This is a genomic window from Acinetobacter sp. CAU_H_S170_2, from assembly GCF_058890445.1.
On sequence record NZ_JBZYAE010000001.1, the window covers coordinates 2,024,724 to 2,043,037 of the forward strand.

Annotated in this window: 22 protein-coding genes; 7 read left to right on the plus strand and 15 right to left on the minus strand. The window is 40.2% G+C overall.

What is annotated here, in order from left to right; genetic code table 11:
* Positions 1-3: 3 nt before the first annotated feature.
* Genes recO through lepA form a run of 7 tightly spaced genes read right to left on the minus strand, consistent with a single transcriptional unit; the run spans position 4 to position 5,718 of the window.
* The gene (gene recO / locus AC5EUN_RS09945; RefSeq protein WP_004693661.1) at positions 4-714 is read right to left on the minus strand and encodes a DNA repair protein RecO; all 711 of its coding nucleotides are present in this window, start codon (positions 712-714) and stop codon (positions 4-6) included.
* 10 nt (positions 715-724) lie between these two features.
* Complete coding sequence (locus tag AC5EUN_RS09950) at positions 725-922, minus strand: NF038104 family lipoprotein (RefSeq protein WP_004693662.1); 198 nt, start codon at positions 920-922, stop codon at positions 725-727.
* A 35-nt stretch (positions 923-957) separates the two neighbouring features.
* Positions 958-1,986 carry a GTPase Era gene (era, locus tag AC5EUN_RS09955; RefSeq protein WP_004693663.1) on the minus strand — a complete coding sequence of 343 codons (1,029 nt, stop codon included), beginning with the start codon at positions 1,984-1,986 and terminating at the stop codon, positions 958-960.
* A 6-nt stretch (positions 1,987-1,992) separates the two neighbouring features.
* Entirely contained in the window at positions 1,993-2,685 is a 693-nt protein-coding gene (rnc, locus tag AC5EUN_RS09960; RefSeq protein WP_004693665.1) for a ribonuclease III, read from the minus strand.
* Positions 2,657-3,031, minus strand: coding sequence for a DUF4845 domain-containing protein (locus tag AC5EUN_RS09965; protein WP_159153584.1), 375 nt, complete (start codon positions 3,029-3,031; stop codon positions 2,657-2,659). Before AC5EUN_RS09965 ends, rnc begins: the two co-directional genes overlap by 29 nt.
* A gap of 21 nt (positions 3,032-3,052) precedes the next feature.
* On the minus strand, positions 3,053-3,880 hold the full coding sequence (gene lepB / locus AC5EUN_RS09970; protein ID WP_010326441.1) for a signal peptidase I: 828 nt from the start codon (positions 3,878-3,880) through the stop codon (positions 3,053-3,055).
* A gap of 20 nt (positions 3,881-3,900) precedes the next feature.
* Complete coding sequence (lepA, locus tag AC5EUN_RS09975) at positions 3,901-5,718, minus strand: translation elongation factor 4 (protein WP_004693672.1); 1,818 nt, start codon at positions 5,716-5,718, stop codon at positions 3,901-3,903.
* 357 nt (positions 5,719-6,075) lie between these two features.
* Between lepA and AC5EUN_RS09980 the strand changes: the two genes are divergently transcribed.
* Positions 6,076-7,002: a chromate resistance protein ChrB domain-containing protein gene (locus AC5EUN_RS09980; RefSeq protein ID WP_493352302.1), complete on the plus strand. Its 927-nt coding sequence runs from the start codon at positions 6,076-6,078 to the stop codon at positions 7,000-7,002.
* Positions 6,999-8,348, plus strand: a complete 1,350-nt coding sequence (chrA, locus tag AC5EUN_RS09985) for a chromate efflux transporter (protein ID WP_279731558.1) — start codon at positions 6,999-7,001, stop codon at positions 8,346-8,348. The genes AC5EUN_RS09980 and chrA overlap by 4 nt, the downstream gene beginning before the upstream one ends.
* 113 nt (positions 8,349-8,461) lie before the next feature.
* Here the strand turns inward: chrA and AC5EUN_RS09990 are convergent, their stop codons facing one another.
* On the minus strand, positions 8,462-8,719 hold the full coding sequence (locus AC5EUN_RS09990) for a hypothetical protein (protein WP_058869416.1): 258 nt from the start codon (positions 8,717-8,719) through the stop codon (positions 8,462-8,464).
* A 63-nt stretch (positions 8,720-8,782) separates the two neighbouring features.
* On the opposite strand from AC5EUN_RS09990, the gene AC5EUN_RS09995 reads away from it, so the two are divergent.
* The 5 genes from AC5EUN_RS09995 to AC5EUN_RS10015 all read left to right on the plus strand — a co-directional run bounded on the left by AC5EUN_RS09995 (position 8,783) and on the right by AC5EUN_RS10015 (position 12,961).
* Positions 8,783-9,433, plus strand: coding sequence for an SOS response-associated peptidase family protein (locus tag AC5EUN_RS09995; protein ID WP_058869415.1), 651 nt, complete (start codon positions 8,783-8,785; stop codon positions 9,431-9,433).
* A gap of 91 nt (positions 9,434-9,524) precedes the next feature.
* On the plus strand, positions 9,525-10,091 hold the full coding sequence (locus tag AC5EUN_RS10000) for a LexA family protein (protein WP_291390505.1): 567 nt from the start codon (positions 9,525-9,527) through the stop codon (positions 10,089-10,091).
* Entirely contained in the window at positions 10,088-11,386 is a 1,299-nt protein-coding gene (locus AC5EUN_RS10005; RefSeq protein ID WP_493352303.1) for a Y-family DNA polymerase, read from the plus strand. Before AC5EUN_RS10000 ends, AC5EUN_RS10005 begins: the two co-directional genes overlap by 4 nt.
* A 36-nt stretch (positions 11,387-11,422) precedes the next feature.
* Entirely contained in the window at positions 11,423-12,088 is a 666-nt protein-coding gene (locus tag AC5EUN_RS10010; RefSeq protein WP_493352304.1) for a hypothetical protein, read from the plus strand.
* A gap of 192 nt (positions 12,089-12,280) precedes the next feature.
* Positions 12,281-12,961, plus strand: coding sequence for a hypothetical protein (locus AC5EUN_RS10015; RefSeq protein ID WP_493352305.1), 681 nt, complete (start codon positions 12,281-12,283; stop codon positions 12,959-12,961).
* A 128-nt stretch (positions 12,962-13,089) separates the two neighbouring features.
* Here AC5EUN_RS10015 and AC5EUN_RS10020 read toward each other — a convergent pair whose 3' ends face one another.
* The 7 genes from AC5EUN_RS10020 to AC5EUN_RS10050 form a co-directional block, all read right to left on the minus strand.
* Entirely contained in the window at positions 13,090-13,668 is a 579-nt protein-coding gene (locus tag AC5EUN_RS10020) for a lysozyme (protein ID WP_493352306.1), read from the minus strand.
* Between the two features lie 10 nt (positions 13,669-13,678).
* Entirely contained in the window at positions 13,679-14,050 is a 372-nt protein-coding gene (locus AC5EUN_RS10025) for a hypothetical protein (RefSeq protein ID WP_087010935.1), read from the minus strand.
* A 61-nt stretch (positions 14,051-14,111) separates the two neighbouring features.
* On the minus strand, positions 14,112-14,342 hold the full coding sequence (locus AC5EUN_RS10030) for a hypothetical protein (RefSeq protein WP_004980417.1): 231 nt from the start codon (positions 14,340-14,342) through the stop codon (positions 14,112-14,114).
* The gene (locus AC5EUN_RS10035) at positions 14,335-16,344 is read right to left on the minus strand and encodes a hypothetical protein (RefSeq protein ID WP_493352307.1); all 2,010 of its coding nucleotides are present in this window, start codon (positions 16,342-16,344) and stop codon (positions 14,335-14,337) included. The genes AC5EUN_RS10030 and AC5EUN_RS10035 overlap by 8 nt, the downstream gene beginning before the upstream one ends.
* A 10-nt stretch (positions 16,345-16,354) precedes the next feature.
* Entirely contained in the window at positions 16,355-16,750 is a 396-nt protein-coding gene (locus AC5EUN_RS10040; RefSeq protein ID WP_493352308.1) for a hypothetical protein, read from the minus strand.
* Entirely contained in the window at positions 16,747-17,028 is a 282-nt protein-coding gene (locus AC5EUN_RS10045) for a carboxypeptidase regulatory-like domain-containing protein (protein ID WP_493352309.1), read from the minus strand. The genes AC5EUN_RS10040 and AC5EUN_RS10045 overlap by 4 nt, the downstream gene beginning before the upstream one ends.
* The gene (locus tag AC5EUN_RS10050) at positions 17,028-18,266 is read right to left on the minus strand and encodes a hypothetical protein (RefSeq protein WP_493352310.1); all 1,239 of its coding nucleotides are present in this window, start codon (positions 18,264-18,266) and stop codon (positions 17,028-17,030) included. Before AC5EUN_RS10050 ends, AC5EUN_RS10045 begins: the two co-directional genes overlap by 1 nt.
* Positions 18,267-18,314: the final 48 nt, after the last annotated feature.

Consider the following 18,314-nt stretch of genomic DNA (forward strand, 5'->3'; position numbering starts at 1 on the left):
TAATTACGATTGAGTTTGAGTGTTCTGAATCCACAACTGACGACTTTTTAAGGGGCGATCGCCCAACAATGAACTGATCATTTGTCGATACAACTTGGTCAGTAATTGTAACTGCTCCAAACCAAAATCCCTACCCTTTTCATATTGGCACATGCTTAAAATTTGCTGTCCATTTAAGGTCGATCGCGAGGCTTGTGCAGTAGGAATAAAGCCTTCATTCAGCTGGAATATATAGTTGAGTGATGCCTGAATTTCAAGTTGATTGGCATCGGTCGAAAAATCTAAGGCATAGCCTAAATCTTCCAGCAGTTCGTGCTCAAACTGTCTTAGAATTTGTTTTAAAAATTGATTAGGATCGGCTTGCTGTGCCAGTTGTTGTAATTGCGTTAGCGTATGCGCATATTGAGCAAAACTTTGCTCCATTTGTACTTCGAGCGGACACAGCCTGAGCAGGATCTCATTGAGATAAAAACCTGAAAAAAAAGCATCCCCGAAGAAAAAAATCGGCTGATTGACAATTTCAAGTTTTGTAAAATTTTTGAGTTCAGATTTACCCGAAGCTTGTAAACAAATCGGCTGATATTGTGGCGGCGGGGTTTGCCTTAGAATACCATCAACTCGCCCATGCTCTTGGGTAAATAAATGCACAATATGACTACGTTCACGGTATTTTCTATGGTGAATTAAATAACCATGCAGTACTTCATTGCGCATGAGAAATTAACTAATCTTTTTTATCTTTATCATTCTGTTCACTGTCTTCATCATCCCCATCTGGGATAACAGCACCAACCACAGCTGCGGTTCCTTTCACCACGCCTTTTGTGGTTTTATAAGCAATCTTTACAGGAACGGTGACGATCTTGTGTATACAACCTTGCAAAAACAACATACAAGCCATTACTGCGAACACTTTGACCATAACACCATCCCTATAAAAATTTGTTTTCTTAAAACTTAGATATCGCTATAACCTAAGCTTTTCAATGCACGTTCATCATCAGACCAACCGCCTTTCACTTTAACCCAAAGTGTCAACATGATCTTTTGTTCAAACATTTTTTCCATATCGATACGGGCATCCATACCGATTTTCTTAAGCTTAGCGCCTTTTTCACCAATCACAATTGCTTTCTGGCCTGGGCGGTCTACAAAAATCGTTGCATCAATATATGTACATGCTGGTTTAGGACGACCTGTTTTTTCATTCACCGTTGCTTCTTCAGTCTTAAACGACTCAATTTGCACGGTTAAATCATAAGGTAGCTCTTCACCCAACTGACGCATAATCTTTTCACGGATAATTTCTGATGCCAAGAAACGTTCAGAACGATCTGTCAATTGATCCAATGAATACATCGGTGGCTGGAAAGGTAAATATTTTTCAATGGTATCGCGCAGATGGTCTAAGTTTGCACCACGTAGTGCAGAAACAGGAACAATCTCAGCAAAATTCATTAATTTTGCACGCTCTTGAATCAAGGGTAATGCATGGTTTTTATTTTCAAGTGTATCAATTTTATTGATCACTAGAATCACTGGCATCTCTGCATTTTTGAGTTTTTCCAAAACGAGCTCATCGTTTTGAGTCCACTTGTCTGCATCCAGAACAAACAATACCAAGTTGACATCACGCAATGCAGAAGACGCAGCACGGTTCATCATTTTGTTGATGGCGCGTACTTCTTTTTTATGCATCCCTGGCGTATCCACAAATACTGCTTGAGATTTTGCACGTGAATCAATTCCCACAATCTTATGCCGTGTGGTTTGTGGTTTACGTGAAGTAATCGATAATTTTTGACCCAATAAATGGTTCATCAACGTAGACTTGCCTACGTTTGGACGACCTACAATTGCCACAAAGCCGCTACGAAAATCCGTTGGGATTTCTGTGCCTTGTTCGCTAAAAAACTGGCTAATTAAATCATTACTGTCGCTTTGCGACTCGTGATCAGCATCGATGTGATCGGAAGAATTTGACATGGCAGATTACTGCTCCAAAAGTTTTAAAATATCCGCCGCAGCAGCTTGCTCAGCAAAACGACGACTGGTGCCCTCACCATTTACAACAGACAATCCATCCACTTTACATTCCACTTTGAAATGCTGATTGGGTGCATCACCTTGAATATCAACCACATCATAAACTGGGAGAGCTTTTTTTCGTGCCTGAAGATATTCTTGTAAACGAGATTTAGGATCTTTAAGTTGATCGGTTGGCTCGATATGGTCTAAATATGGCTCGTACCATTTTAACACAATCGGCTCCAACACCGTTAAATCACTACAATCCACATAGATTGCACCAATAATCGATTCAACCGTATCCGCAAGGATGGACTCGCGATGATGTCCACCTGATTTTAACTCGCCTGTACTTAAAATGAGTGACTGGCTCAGTTTTAAATCATTTGCAATTTTACCTAAAGCTTCCTGACGAACCAAGGTTGCACGCATACGCGTCAAACGGCCTTCGTTCTCAGTTGGATAAGCTTTATAGAGATAATTTGCAATAATCATCCCTAACAAAGAATCGCCTAGAAACTCTAGGCGCTCATAATTGTATTTGTGGCTCACCGATCGGTGGGTCAGTGCAAGCTGAAGTAATTCAGGTTGTTTAAACTGATAACCGATACGGCTCGCTAAGCGGGCTTCACTTAGCTTGGACTGAGCTTTGATCAAAACTTTTCTCGAACTTTAATACTAAATCTATATTCAGTAAGAAGGGTTTTCTTACCTCATACTCCTTTTTCACCTGCAACCCTTCGGTATTGGTGACTTGCATAATTTCTTTAATCTTCACATCGCGAATACCATTCATTTCCAGACGTTTTGAAAGTTGCTTTTCAAACTCCGCAGGCTGAATGCTTTTCGGGCTGCTTTGAAATACTTCCTCAATTTGGCTATTGATCATCCGATCATCAAAATAAGGAGCCCAAACTGCAATTGCCACTTTCGCCATAAATGCAAACCCCATGATTGCAAATAAAATGGCGATATAAGATGCCCCTTGTTGATTCTTGCGCATTTTTTATTTTCCGAATCGATATTAGTCAATGCTACCGTTACGGTTAAATGACGGCAACTTAAAGCCAGGTTCTTTATGCATCCAAATATAAAATGCACGACCTGTTAGGTTCTGTTCAGGAACCATTCCCCAGAAACGACTGTCAGCACTTTGATCGCGATTATCCCCCATCGCAAAGTACTCACCTTCTTTTACTTTCACTTCCCAATATAAACCATTTTCAGCAGAGTATTTACCATTTTCTACAAAGTTAATATACGGTGCTTGGCGTGCCACATTAACACCTTCTAACTCACGCATAGTAAAGGTATGCTTGCCAATGGTTTCTTTATGATATATCGAAGTAGGCGTATCTAAACGGTCTTTTTCACGGCTAAATTCAACAGGAACTTTAGCAATTTTTTGACCATTAATGGTTAATTGCCCATGATCAAAAACAATGTGATCGCCCGGAATACCAACCACACGTTTGATATAGCTGATCGTCGGTTGCGGTGGATAACGGAAGACTATCACATCGCCACGCTCAGGTTCACCCACATCAATCACTTTTTTATTCACAATCGGCAGGCGCACACCATAGTCAAACTTGTTGACCAAGATGAAGTCACCAGTTTCTAAAGTCGGCACCATCGAGTCGGAAGGAATATTAAAAGGTTCATAAAAGAATGAACGTAGACATAGGACAATCGCAAGGACTGGCCAGAAATCATAAGCCCACGTAATGACAAAATTTTCATTTCCCTTGCCTTTCGTCGCTCGTTGTTTAAATACAAACTTATCGAGCAACCACACCAAAAAGAAAATCAGTGTGACAGGAACAAGTATCAAATTAAAATCAAAATCCATGGGCTTATATTCCTACCTTTTTATCTTTCTACTTTCAACACAGCCAAGAACGCTTCTTGTGGGATTTCTACACTTCCCACTTGCTTCATGCGTTTCTTACCTTCTTTTTGCTTCGATAGCAGTTTCTTCTTACGAGAAACGTCACCACCATAACATTTCGCCAATACGTTTTTACGCATTGCCTTTACGGTTGAACGAGCAATAATTTGTGCGCCAATGGCCGCTTGAATTGCCACATCAAACATTTGACGTGGAATCAAATCTTTCATTTTTTCAACCAATGCAATACCTCGGTGACGGGCATCTTGACGGTGACAAATCATTGCCAAGGCATCGACTTTATCGCCATTGATTAGAACATCGACTTTTACCAATGATGAACTTTCAAAGCGTACAAAGTTATAATCGAGCGACGCAAAACCACGTGAACACGACTTCAATTTATCAAAGAAGTCCATCACCACTTCCGCCATTGGAATTTCAAAGGTAATTGAAACTTGGTTCGCCATAAACTTCATGTCTTTTTGAACACCACGGCGTTCAACACATAAAGTCATGACATTACCCAAATACTCTTGCGGTACAAGGATATGGCACTCAGCAATCGGCTCACGTAAGTCTTCGACCGTTGAACCATCTGGCATTTTAGATGGGCTATCGATATAAATCGTTTCACCATTCTTCATCACCGCTTCATAAATCACTGTCGGTGCAGATGAAATGAGGTCTAAATCATACTCACGTTCTAAACGCTCTTGCACGATTTCCATATGTAGCATGCCTAAGAAGCCACAACGGAAACCAAAACCTAAAGCATCTGAGCTTTCAGGTTCAAAAAATAACGCCGAGTCATTGATCTGAAGTTTGTGCAAAGCTTCACGGAACGGTTCAAATTCACTTGAATCAATTGGGAACAAACCTGCATAAACCTGCGGCTTCACTTTTTTAAAGCCCGGTAAGGTTTTGACTTCTGGTGTGTTGGCAAGGGTAATCGTATCACCCACTGGCGCACCAAAAATGTCTTTAATCCCTGCAATTACGAAACCAACTTCACCCGCTTCAAGGATGTCTGTCTCAGTATGCTTAGGATTGAAAATCCCCACAGAAGTAATAATGTGCGTTTGGCCTGTTGATTTCATCAACATCTTGTCGCCCTTACGCACACGACCTTCTTTCACGCGCACCAAAGAAACAACGCCTAAGTAGTTATCAAACCAAGAGTCGATAATTAAAGCTTGTAATGGCGCATTACGATCACCAGTAGGTGCAGGAATGACATTAACAAGGGTTTCTAAAACGCTATCAATCCCAAGACCTGTTTTTGCCGAACAGGTTGGTGCTTCAGTCGCCTCAATACCAATGATGTCTTCAATTTCTTGAATCACACGTTCAGGCTCAGCCTGCGGTAAATCAATTTTGTTGAGCACTGGTAGAACTTCGAGACCTTGCTCAATTGCGGTATAGCAGTTCGCAACTGACTGTGCTTCCACGCCTTGCGCCGCATCTACAACCAACAATGCACCTTCACAAGCCGCCAATGAGCGTGACACTTCATATGAAAAGTCGACGTGCCCTGGTGTATCAATAAAGTTCAATTGATACTCTTGACCATTTGGATGGGTGTAATACAAAGTAACCGACGCAGCTTTAATGGTAATACCACGCTCACGTTCAAGCTCCATGGAGTCAAGTACTTGTGCTTGCATTTCACGATCTTGCAAACCACCACAGGTTTGAATAAAGCGGTCAGCGAGCGTTGACTTCCCGTGGTCAATGTGAGCAATAATGCTAAAGTTTCGTATATTATTGATATCTACAGACTTTTTTACAACTGCCATAAACTACTCTAAAAATATGTACACAATCATGTACTCAACTGTAAAAGTACAAACGACGTGCAAAAAGAATGTTGCTAAAAACTTCGCACAGTATAAGCAGATAAGTGTTAAAAATATATATTATGATTGAGAAAAACTATCTTACAGAACAAACAGAATACAACTCATACATTAAAGCTATAGCGTTGCCCTGATTCATAAGGTTGTCAGCATTTTTTATTTTAATTGTACTTATATAGTCACCCTCTTTAAGTCAAAAAACTATTTATTCTTTTTACGCATATTGTTATTCAATTAAATCCATTACCAAAAAATTAAACATGTTATAAATTAAACAAAATATGTTGAGTTTATAACATGAAATTATCATTACTTGTATCATCACCTCCTAGTCAAAGTACTGCCGCCAGAATGCGAATTTGGCGCTCATTAAAATCGAATGGTGCAGCTACACTAAGAGATGGCGTCTATCTCCTACCAGCAATACATTCTGAAAAATTTAATACTGTTATCGATGATCATTTCAATGAAAATGGACATGCTTATATCTTTCACGCTGAAGCTCCTGCACATCTAGATCTGGGACAACTTTTTGATCGGAGTGGAGAGTATGAGGAACTCAGAACTGAAATTTCTCAAATACAAAGTAAGCTTGAAGAAAGTAAGAAAAAAGAATATCTCAAACAAATCCGAAAATTAAGAAAGTCCATCAATTCACTGGTAGAAATAGACTTTTTCCCCAATATTCAACAAAGTAAAACACTGAATGAACTCACCAGATTAGAACATGCTATTGCTCGTTTAGGTGAAGATGATGAACCCAATAATTTTGAACAGCAAATAAAAGTCCTATTCAAGCAAGATTTTCAAAATAAAATCTGGGCAACTAGAAAGCGTCCTTGGGTTGACCGTTTGGCATCAGCATGGATCATTCAAAAATTTGTAGACCCTCAGGCAGAATTTATTTGGTTAGAGCACCCCGATGATTGCCCAAAGGATGCCTTAGGTTTCGATTTTGATCATGCCAAATTTACGCATATCAATAATCTAGTCACTTATGAAGTGTTAATGCATAGCTTTAAATTACAAAACCCTGCTTTAAATAAAATCGCTGAAATTGTTCATTTTTTAGATGTTGGAGGAAATGAGCCTGCTGAAGCATTAGGTATTGAAAAAATCTTACAAGGTCTCAGAAGCACGATCACAAATGATGATCAATTACTCCAGCTTTCAAACCATATTTTTGATGGCTTGTATGCAGACTTTCAAAGGAATTTAGCATGAACAATAAGCCATCTTTGTCAAATGAAATAGAAATTGAATCTATTAGCTTTTGGCAAGCTTTTAAATTTTGGTTAAAACTCGGATTCATCAGCTTTGGAGGCCCTGCTGGGCAAATTGCTGTTATGCATCAAGAGCTGGTTGAAGAAAAAAAATGGATTTCAGAAAAGCGTTTTATGCATGCTCTGAACTATTGCATGTTGTTACCTGGGCCTGAAGCTCAACAACTCGCAACTTATATTGGTTGGTTAATGCATAAAACCAAAGGAGGCATCGTTGCAGGTGTTTTCTTTGTTTTACCCTCTCTATTTATCCTGATCGGGTTGTCTTGGGTTTATGTTAAATATGGAGATGTCCCGATCATTGCGGGCTTGTTTTATGGCATTAAGCCAGCAGTTGCAGCCATTGTATTTCATGCCACTTATCGTATTGGTAGTCGATCATTAAAGAATAAATTTCTATGGGCAATTGCAGTTGTCGCTTTTATTGCAATATTTATTTTTAATGTCCCTTTCCCTTTAATTGTTCTATGTGCAGCTATATCAGGCTATTTCGCAGGTAAAAAGCTTCCAGAGTTATTTCAGGTAAATGCACATCATTCCAGTCAAAAATCTTATGGTCGTGCAATTATTGATGACGACACTCCCACACCTGAACACGCCATTTTTAAATGGTCGCATCTAATCAAAATAGCAGTAATCTCAGCACTTTTATGGCTAATTCCGCTCATCTCTTTAACAGCAATTTTTGGATGGAGTCATTCTTATACTCAACTTGCTTGGTTTTTTACTAAAGCTGCTCTTATGACATTCGGGGGAGCTTATGCTGTTCTGCCTTACGTATATCAGGGGGCCGTCGGTTTTTATCACTGGCTGACACCAACTCAAATGATTGATGGACTAGCTCTAGGTGAAAGTACTCCTGGTCCGTTGATCATGGTGGTGGCTTTTGTCGGCTTCTTGGCGGCTTACAATCAATCTCTATTAGGTGTTGAGCATCAATTTATTGCGGGTGCATTAGGTGCAATCATTGTCACTTGGTTTACTTTTATTTTCTCATTTTTCTTCATTTTAGCGGGGGCGCCTGTCATAGAGTCCACACATGATCAAATTAGATTCACAGCCCCTTTAACAGCCATTACCGCTGCCGTGGTGGGTGTAATTTTGAATTTAGCCCTCTTTTTATGCTACCACGTGCTTTGGCCAAAGGGCTTTGAAGGAAGTTTTGATTATATTTCTGCCATTATTGCTATTTTAGCTATAGTCGCATTATTTAAGTTTAATCAGAGTGTTCTCCGAGTCATCATCGGTTCGGCGTTACTAGGATTAGTAATTAAGCTCATAATCTGAAAAACAGCTGCGCAACTTATAAGTAGCGCAGCCAATTTTATCACTCATCCTATTACTTATCTTTATGCATTGTCCTTCTGAGAAATTTACGTATTCTGACAGGTGCCAAGCAATTATTTCTCGAAAGAGCTCCTGCAGCCTTTGATAAATGCATCATTGATATTCATTTCAGGATCATCCTTTTCATCATCGCATTGATCCGCACTCTTTAGGTTGTTATCACGTGCGTATTGATAACCGTAATACTCTTCTGTGCCTTCCTTAAAGCCACCAAGCGTGTCAGGTCTCATTTGATACTGGAAAAAGATGAAGGCAGCTATGCCGATGACTGCGAGTATTGCGTTGACGATCCTAAATTGTTTTGAAATCATTTTTTATTCTTGGTTGGGTTATTATTTGTGCGATGATCATAAAGAATAAACAGGGATAAGTCTATGTGCGCAAACTTTGAAGCGATCAGAAAGAATCGTGCATTTCTGCTAGACCTTCCTGAGCCTGATCAGTTGGAGTTCCCTGAAGACATATTCCCGAACTATCCCTCGCCTTTGATCTTTTCCAATGACGGCAAGATCGAATGGAGATCCGTTAATTTTGGGATGATTCCTAAATGGGTCAAGGAAAAGAGTTTCGGCAAGTACACCTACAATGCTCGGACTGAAACGGTCGCTGAGAAACCAAGTTTTAAAGAAGCTTGGCATAAGTCTCAGTTTGGCCTAATCCCTGTCGAAACCATATTTGAGCCAAAATACATTGATGGGAAATCACACTGGTATGGCATTGCACGTGAGGATGGTATGCCCTTTACTGTGGCGGCTATATACGAGAGTGCTGTCATTGATGGAGAGCAAATCCGATCGATGAGTATGCTCACCATCAATGCAGACCAACATCCCTTCATGAAGCAATTCCATAAGCCTAAGGATGAGAAGCGCTCGATCATCGTTATCCCTGATGAATACCGCGAAGAATGGCTGAATTGCAGCTTTAAAGAGGCGCATGAGTTCTTCTTTGAAATGCAGGATGAGTACATCACCTTTCCTAAATCCCGCTTATCTGAAAATGGTGCTCAACCTAATTTAATTTGAAGGCCCGTTGATTATCCACAGCTTTTAAATTTGAATTTATTTTGACCGAAATCTACAATCTTGAAATCTGTTACAGAAATCAAGTTTGGCTATGAATGATATCAATAACCATGGTGGCGTGAGACCCGGTGCAGGGCGAAAACGCTCAGAATTGACCACGCTCATCCGTGTGCCAAACTCTTCTGTTTTAGAAATCAAAGCCTTTCTCAAGAAGGCTAAAGCTGATCCTGAAATCGATCATATACGCCAAGTTGATCCAGTCACACATATGGCTATTCCCTTAGCGACAGAGCGCGTTCAAGCGGGTTTCCCTTCCCCTGCGCAAGATCATGTTGATAAGACCCTAGACCTTAATGAGCACCTGATAAAGAATCCAGCTGCTACGTTTATCGTGCGTGTTAATTCACTATCACTCATCAATATTGGTATCGATATTGGTGATGAGTTGATTGTCGACCGTAGTCTTGAAGCAAAGCATTGGGACATTGTGATTGCACTGGTCGACAATGAGTTCACTGTAAAGCGTCTCATGTGTGAGGAAAATGGAGTGTGTTGGCTAAAAGCTGAAAATCCAGACTATGACGACATTCATTTCAGTGAAGGACAAGAGTTCATTATTTGGGGTGTTGTCACCCGCGTTCTAAAGAGCTTCAGATGAGAAGCGAAAATAAGATCTATGCCTTAATTGACGTAAACAATTGTTATGTCAGTTGTGAGCGCGTGTTCAATCCAAAGTTGAATAATAGACCAGTCATTGTGCTTTCAAACAATGATGGTTGTGCAGTTGCTCGTTCACAGGAAGCTAAAGATCTTGGTATTAAAATGGGTGTGCCCCTATTCCAAATCAAAGACATTGTTGAGAAGCACAATGTAGAAGTGCTTTCGAGCAACTACAAAGTCTATGCTGAAATGTCCAAGCGCTTTCACAGCATCCTTGCCGACTATGTTGCACCAGGTGAGCATGAGATCTACTCTATCGATGAATGTTTTCTAGATCTAACCACTTATGAGCATAAATTCGATTTAACTGAATACGCGCAAGACATGCGTGAGCGTATCTCTAAATGGATCGGCTTGCCTGTATCAATCGGAATTGGTCGAAGTAAGACCGAAGCCAAAATTGCCAACCATATGGCCAAGAAAGCCAAACGCTTTTCGGGTGTCTGCAATTTGGTATCCATGGACCCAAAACATAAGGATTACTTTTTTAGTTTGATCGATGTCTCTGAGGTTTGGGGAGTCGGTCGACAGAACAGCAAGAAACTGCATGCCATGGGCGTGCATACCGTTCAGGATCTCACACGAACTGAGCCGCGCAATATGAAAAGACTCTTTTCCATTGTTATGGCCAAGACCGTAGCCGAGTTGCAAGGTATTTCATGCATTGAAATTGAACATGCTCCACCCGCTAAAAAACAAATCATCTCATCAAGGTCGTTTGGCCAACGTGTAACGGATAAAGAATCTTTGTCTGAGGCAATGAGTGATTACCTGCAGTCAGCAGTTAAACGTCTACGTGAAGACAAAAGCTTATGTGGTTGTGTGATCGCTTTTGCTGAGTCCAATCCATTTGATAAGAATAAACCATTTTATAAGAAATCAATCAGTGTGGGCTTTGCTGAGCCTACCGACTCTGCCGCTGTTATGAATAAAGCAGTGATGAAGCAAATGGATGAACTGTTTCAAGAGGGTGTTGAATTTAAAAAGTGCGGTGTGATTTTAACGTGTATTGAAAGTAAGGCAGCCTATATTCCTGACCTGCTCAGCGATATTGAATCGATAGAACGAAATGAGAAACTACAGCTTGCAATGGAAGGCGTTAAGGAAAGATTTGGGGATAAGAAAATTGCGATCGGACCGTGTAAATTGCCGAATCGTGGTTGGTCGATGAGTCGAGGGAGTTTGACACGGGATTATTTTAGCTGGGAAGGCATGTTGACTATTGTAGATTAAATCCTTTATAAAACATTATTTTATTAAATGCATGAAATGAATAAAGATATATCAGAAGCGATTCAGAACACAATAGGAATTACAGTTGCTTTAATAGTCTTTCTAATTGCAATGTCTGTAATATGTTTGAGCCTAAATGGTAATGCAACACCAATAAAAGATGGAGTTTCCTTAATTGGAGATTATGTTGGGGGTATTACTACACTATCTGCAGCATATATTGCTTATATAATCTACAGTGGCTGGAAAGCTGTTGAGGAATTTAAAACTACGCAATTACTACATGATGAATCGGTTGAAGCTCTGAAAGAATGCATGAAGGAATTAAATCGCATTAAAGGGAAATTAACAATAATTCAAGTTGAAAAGCTAAGGGGTGGACTTACCGATGAGGTTGAACATAATAAATTTATTGATGATTTGAGGATTACAACCACAAATGTCCTCATACAGGTTCAAGAGCTGACCTTTAGTATGTGTGTGAAAATAGCGATGGCTTACACCGCACCGTTAAACAAGGATCAAGACCTTCAGTATATGTTTAAAACACTCAATGAAATAAAAGCTTTTATTGATGAAATTATTAACGGTGGAGTTCTTGATGATGAAATATATCAAAGGGTATTAAAATACATTGAATTATTGTCATTAAATTTAGATAAGAAGGCAAGTAACAAAAATGCAGATAAATCTAATAATTGATTTTTTTCGCAGATATCTAATTAGTGTATAAACCAAATATTATGATACATATCAATAAATGATACAAAAGAGTTTCTAGCAGAAAGTATAGCTATATCATTTCTAGTGCGTAGACGTGAGGGAGTCTTGAAAAGGTGAAAAAGTTGTTAAATGATAAAAAATTAGGTGAATCTTTAATTGGGGTTGAATCTAGTGAGTAAAATAAAACCTTTTGTGTTTAGTGTCGGCGTAAGTCTTTTTATAGCTTTAATTTTTCTATTCATAACTTTCTGGATTTTTTATGAATTCTCTTTTAGTAGTAAATCTGCTGAAATATCCCTTGCTACAACTGGAAGTTACTTTGGTGGAGTTGCCACTTTAGCAGCAGCAATCATTGCAGCGTATTTATATACCGATTGGAAAGAGCCGCATTTTATTTCAAAAATAGCATTAGAACAAAAAGAGATAATTGCCCTAACTAGACGGATGAAGAGAAATATAGATGCCTTCAGTTTATTCATGAACACTCGAAAACCTTTCTATACTGGCTTAAATAATGGCGATGAGTTTGCTCTTCAATATCAAACGTTAGTGAATAACATCTTAGATGATATTGACGATTTAGCGGGTTTATTAAAGGCTTACGAGTTCAATTTTAAAGATGATATACCCCATGAAAAGGAGCACTTACACAGATTAAATACAAGTCAAGGCAAATTAGGTGATCTTCATAGTGTGTTTGCTGAACCCAATCCTGTTATCGGATATATTGACTCATATCCCAAGGTTAAAACCAAAGTAGACTCAGGTGAGTTAATAGAGTTATATAAAGAAATCCTATTGAATATGCCTGATTATTTATCCGAATACTATTCAGCATTAACGAGACGTTAAGATTTTAAAGCCCCCACTTAGAGGGCTTTCTTAATTCACACACTGCACACAAACAGTGACATGTACCTTTGTTGATATCGAATGCGCTGTACAGCCTGAAAGCAGGATGCACAGCATGAATACTTTGATCATGATAGAAACAAAGCCTTTTCTTTAGCACGTCGATTCACAAGCCCTTGCATGCGTTTACCACCTGCATTCACCCATACATCGAACTGATCTGATGCACCGCGAAAATCATTGGCATTCAGCTTTTTTACTAATGTTGATCCACTAAAAGCGCCTGCACCAATGTTGTAAGCAAGCGACACCAGCGCATCAAACTGATTTTGGTTCAGTGGCACCTTCACCGCATTATTTACAGCCGATTCAAATTTCTTTAAATCATGCGCCATGTATGCCTTAGCCTGTGCCTCAGTGCAGGTGTCACCCTTCTTGACTTTGATGCCGTTCGGGTAAACCGTGGTACCGAAACCAATCGTCCACACTCCCACCCCATCGTCATAGGCAGCAAGACGCTTACCCTCAAAACCACAGATGAGATCCACACCAAAAAGACTAACGACCATCTTGTCGATCGCAATACCCAACATATCAGCCACTGTTGCATCTGTAGCTGTGGCAATTACTTGATTCGCAGCATCAACTTGTTTTTGAGTAAGTGTCCCGCCGCTGATCTTTCTTAAAAAATCAAATATCTGTTTCATTTTCACTTACTCACTTAAACATTGCTTTAAAAGCTGATCGAATTTCAAAGATTAATTCACCAATGGTTTTACCACGTAACAGCTGGATTGCTTGATACCAGATGCCAATTAACAACATTCCGAAGATCGCAAAGATCAACATCACAAAACCTTGCGTCATATGTGAATAAACATGCCAACCATAATATTCAATAAAAGCTGACCCCCCATACAAACTAATTGCTACGCTAAAGGTGAATTTCATAATCACACCCATGGTGATTTTAATCCGCCCTTCAGTGTCGATATCCCCCGATAATGTCAGGGCAAAGATTGCCCCAACCACTGCAGCGATAATTTTAAAAAGCCATGGTAGGCCTTTAATGCTTAATGGGTCATTCATAGACCACTCCTAATTTTTGGCAATAAAAAAGCACCCTTAGGTGCCATATACTTTTCTAAACTTAAACTTCGATTTGAATCACTTCACCTAATGGTGCGAGTCGTTTGATCTCACCATCAGATACAAATACGGTTGCTCCTAAGTTGTAGCGTGTTGAACTGGTGACCAGATTCAACCCTGACCCACCCACCACCAATACTTTGTAATTGGGATGGTCCACACTGGTAATGGTTCCTACAAACTCTGCTGCAGTAGGAAGCAAATCAATTAAACGCTGTAATGCATTACTCACGATTCACACGCTCCACTTTCACAGTTTGATTGACCACTGCATGGCTGAACGAAACACTGACACTATCTACAATGCCCCACCACTCTGTATTAAAGGCAAGTACTTCTCCTGGTACACATTCACCCACTTCAGTCGAAATCGGCATGCTGTAGGTGTGTGTTTCGACCATTCCTGCTTTGGCAAGCTTGGCTTTACCATATGCTCCCATGCTAACGTGGTTAAACAGTGGGTTGTTTTCAGGCTGAAGTAAGGTGTCCGCACTTGTACCAGTACGTTTCACTTGAGCAACCAGTGCCTTACGATCATTTGTTAATGTGATGCCGTTGTAGTCTGGATAGATCTGATAATCCGTCGACTGACTCACCACCGCAGACTCAGGCAATAAACGATCATATTCAGCGATCGACAGCACATCCCAAAAGGTCTTTTTATATAGCGGTTTAATGGTCAGCGTATTGCTACCCTTTTCGCTATAAATAAACCCACCGCCGCTTTCAACCACCATCTTAATGGCATCGATTGGGGCTAAATTGGAATAACTTAAGCACTCACGCTCAACGATCCAGCCCAGTGCATCGATCAACTGCCAATTCAGTACCGTATCGCTAAACACGCGATCAAGCTCTGCTTGGCATAACTGGACAGAGGTTCGATCGTTCTCATGTAAAAATGAACGTAAAGGTGCAGTCGGTGCAGCAAGCAGCGCGGTTTGACTGCGACCAATCAAGGTATAGGTATCTTGGGCAAACTTACGAGAACGTCGGCGGTTCTCAAGCAACATTTGATGCTCGGTACCATTCACGATAATTTTTAAAATTACAGGTTTACCATTGATCGGTTCCAGTTTGCCAATCTGGGATGCCGGTACGGTCAAACTATAAGACCAACACCAGCAGCTGCGATCAGTACTGTAATTCCCATCATAAACTTCAATCTCTTCGCCATTGTCGAGGCGCGTCACAGATAAACTATTCAATATGTACCACCAATTGCGATTTGGTATGCCAGGTATGCAATCATCTGCACCGAAGTTGAGTTCAACATTGTGTGCATCTACTTCATGGCATAGGCATATGAAATTAAGATCACCTGTACCCTCATATTGAGGAATCTCAGGCTCTGGCCATGGTTCAATCGGATGCTTGCGATAATGAATGGATTTGGCTTTATCCCAAGGAATCTCATTCTGGGTGACTAGCTCCAGTCCTTTGTCCCAATCAAAGCTAAAACGCTTTTCAAAGACGTGTGCGACTTGATGTGAAAACGAGATATTGCGGCGTTTGCGGATCATCTCTTGATGTATAAATTCACGGTTCAATCGACGCTTAATTGATTCCTCAAAATACAAATCACGCACAATTCGAATCTTTAGATTTTCTTGCCAGCGCACGCCTTGGTTGCGGCTAAGCTTTACGCCCTGATCAAAAGCACTATAGATAGATTCAGATAAAGTCAGTCCACGCTCAAAAACCAGCTCTGTAGCATGATTAATGACTAAACTACGGTCGTAAAAAAAGGTGTCATTTGACACCCTTAATATTGGTTTGGCCCATGGCACTTCGGTAAATCCTAGTCGCGCCATTGCTTTTTCAAAGACAGTTTTAATTCTAAGCTCAACACCGAGTTGATGATTAATATCGAACAGCGCTTTAAATACAGGCTTGAATGAAGTATCGATCACCGCATCAAGAGAACAATATTCATCAATACCAACTGCAGATATAACACCAATAAAACCAGTATTCATTACCGCATTGAGTTGTGCAGACTGCCCTGAAACTGCATTAAATTGCGCAATAAAAGACGTGCTTACGCTTGCTTCCAGCGCATTAAAATCATAACTTTCAGCATGAAAAACAGCGATAAACTGGGTATTGATTACAGTATTAAGTGAAGCTAGGTTTTGTTCATCTGCACCAAAATTTAAGTCTGTCGATCCTGTTACCAGATCTTTAAAATTAAGATTTACATGATGTGCATCGGGTGGAATATAGTTCGACACATGCCCACCTCTATGATGTAGACGGTTTTAAAATCAATGAATTCATCATTAAAGTACTACCCAAAACCAATTCAGGTTTAGCGAGTGTGATATCTACACCCACTGCGAAATCCGCAACAGCTTCACCCGCACCATTGAGTAGTCGGGCCCATGTTGCAGTTCCAGCTTTGGTTACTGTTGATGCATCTGTTTGATGAAGCTCAATGCTATCTGCATGTAAAGTTTTAAAGCATGGTTTTGGTAATGTGCAAATTACTAATTTTGCCGAATTATTGGCTACATCAGCAATCGAAGGTGGTTTGGTATCATCATAAAAAATAAAGGAAGCATTTGAGCTTCCTTGGTCGAGATATGTTGCGAATGCTTGAAGTTGCGCCAAGCCTGCTTTTAGAGAGGGTTGAATCATTTTGGCACCACATTGTCTTGAATGACTGCATTAAATTGGTTTTGAGGGTGGTGTGCCACTAAAAAGAATTTAGCTTGTGTTAAATGGCTAAATTCATAATTACCAGCACCATCCGTTAAGACATCAGTGATCATTCTGCCACTTAATTTTTCAAAAAGACGCACACGACATGGGATAGGGATATTTTTTTGATTAACCGTTCCCTTAATTGATAAACCATTGTTGTGGGCAAACGAAGCATCCTCTTGGCTTTTAAATGACATAATATTAAAATCCATTATGCTATTCTCACTAAAATCTGTCCGACAGAAAGAGCTACTGACAGTGTTTTTAATGCTAAAAATACCTTTTCACCATCTACAATAATGGAATTTTCCACATATGGCGTTGCTTGAAATAACCAGTGTATAAGTGGAAGTTTTCCGCGCAATGTTCCATCATTTATAAAAATTGGTGCACTGGGAATGTGATTTGAGGATGCTGGTGCTGTTATTTTATTTGTATACCCTGACCCACCGGTAAATAAGCTTGTGATCTTTGCATTATTAACGGGTTTCGCCATCTGCGTATAATCTCGTTGCAAACAAAGGACATTATAATCACTAGCGATAGAGCTGAGTGTTGAGAGAGAAACAAAGCTTGAGGCTACCGAATCCTGAAGTGTAGCCGCAAGGAAATTGCTTGAAATGTCTGCTGCAATGTAGCTCTCAAAAGCACCAAAACCGTAAGCAATCCTGGTAAGATTTGCAGGATCAGTGTTGTTAAAAACATAAAAATAGTCTTCTGATCCCACAACCAACCACTCTCTTCTAGCATTGGCTGGTGAATTTGTATCATTTCCATTCAGAAGTGGGTCTATACGAGCATAATACCACTTCGCCCATCCGTTAATAACGTTCGAGCTAGCGCCGGTACTATCCCAATTCTTCCCTGGTTTCGAAACATCATAAGGTGCTTGCACCCCGAACATGGTATCAATATCCCCCATGTCTTCTACAATTCCAACTTTGGCATACTTGGCGTAAGATGCACTATATGCTGGAGCTCTTTCATCCACGACTCGTAAAAATGGTCGACTTGGTAGCAATACATTATTGGATCGATAGGCGGCTTTCCCGCCTCCAGCCTCATTCGTGCTACTGAACGGCTTTTCCCAACCTAATGGTGGTAGTGACGCTGAGATTGTGCCTGTTGCTGTTGTTACGCTTGGCACGCTTGCCAGTTGAAAGGTCACACTCGTTGCGTTCGGTACTGTTAAAATACGATGTTCACCGTTGTATTCAGCTTGATTCGCACCGACGATTTTAAATACTTGATATTGCATTAGGTTGTGAGCAGTGCTAAATACTGCTGTCACCGTAGTACCCATTGCAGTCAAGCTAGAAACCAATCCAAGACTAATCCCATTCACTAAACACGCATCCAACACACCAATCATCGAACCATAGGCATTTTGCAGTTGCGGCGCGTTGTTATTGCTATGTACGTAAAACTTAATATCTGTACTTGCGACCATTTTGATTACCCATAAAAAAGACCGCCGAAGCGGTCATATTTGAATTAA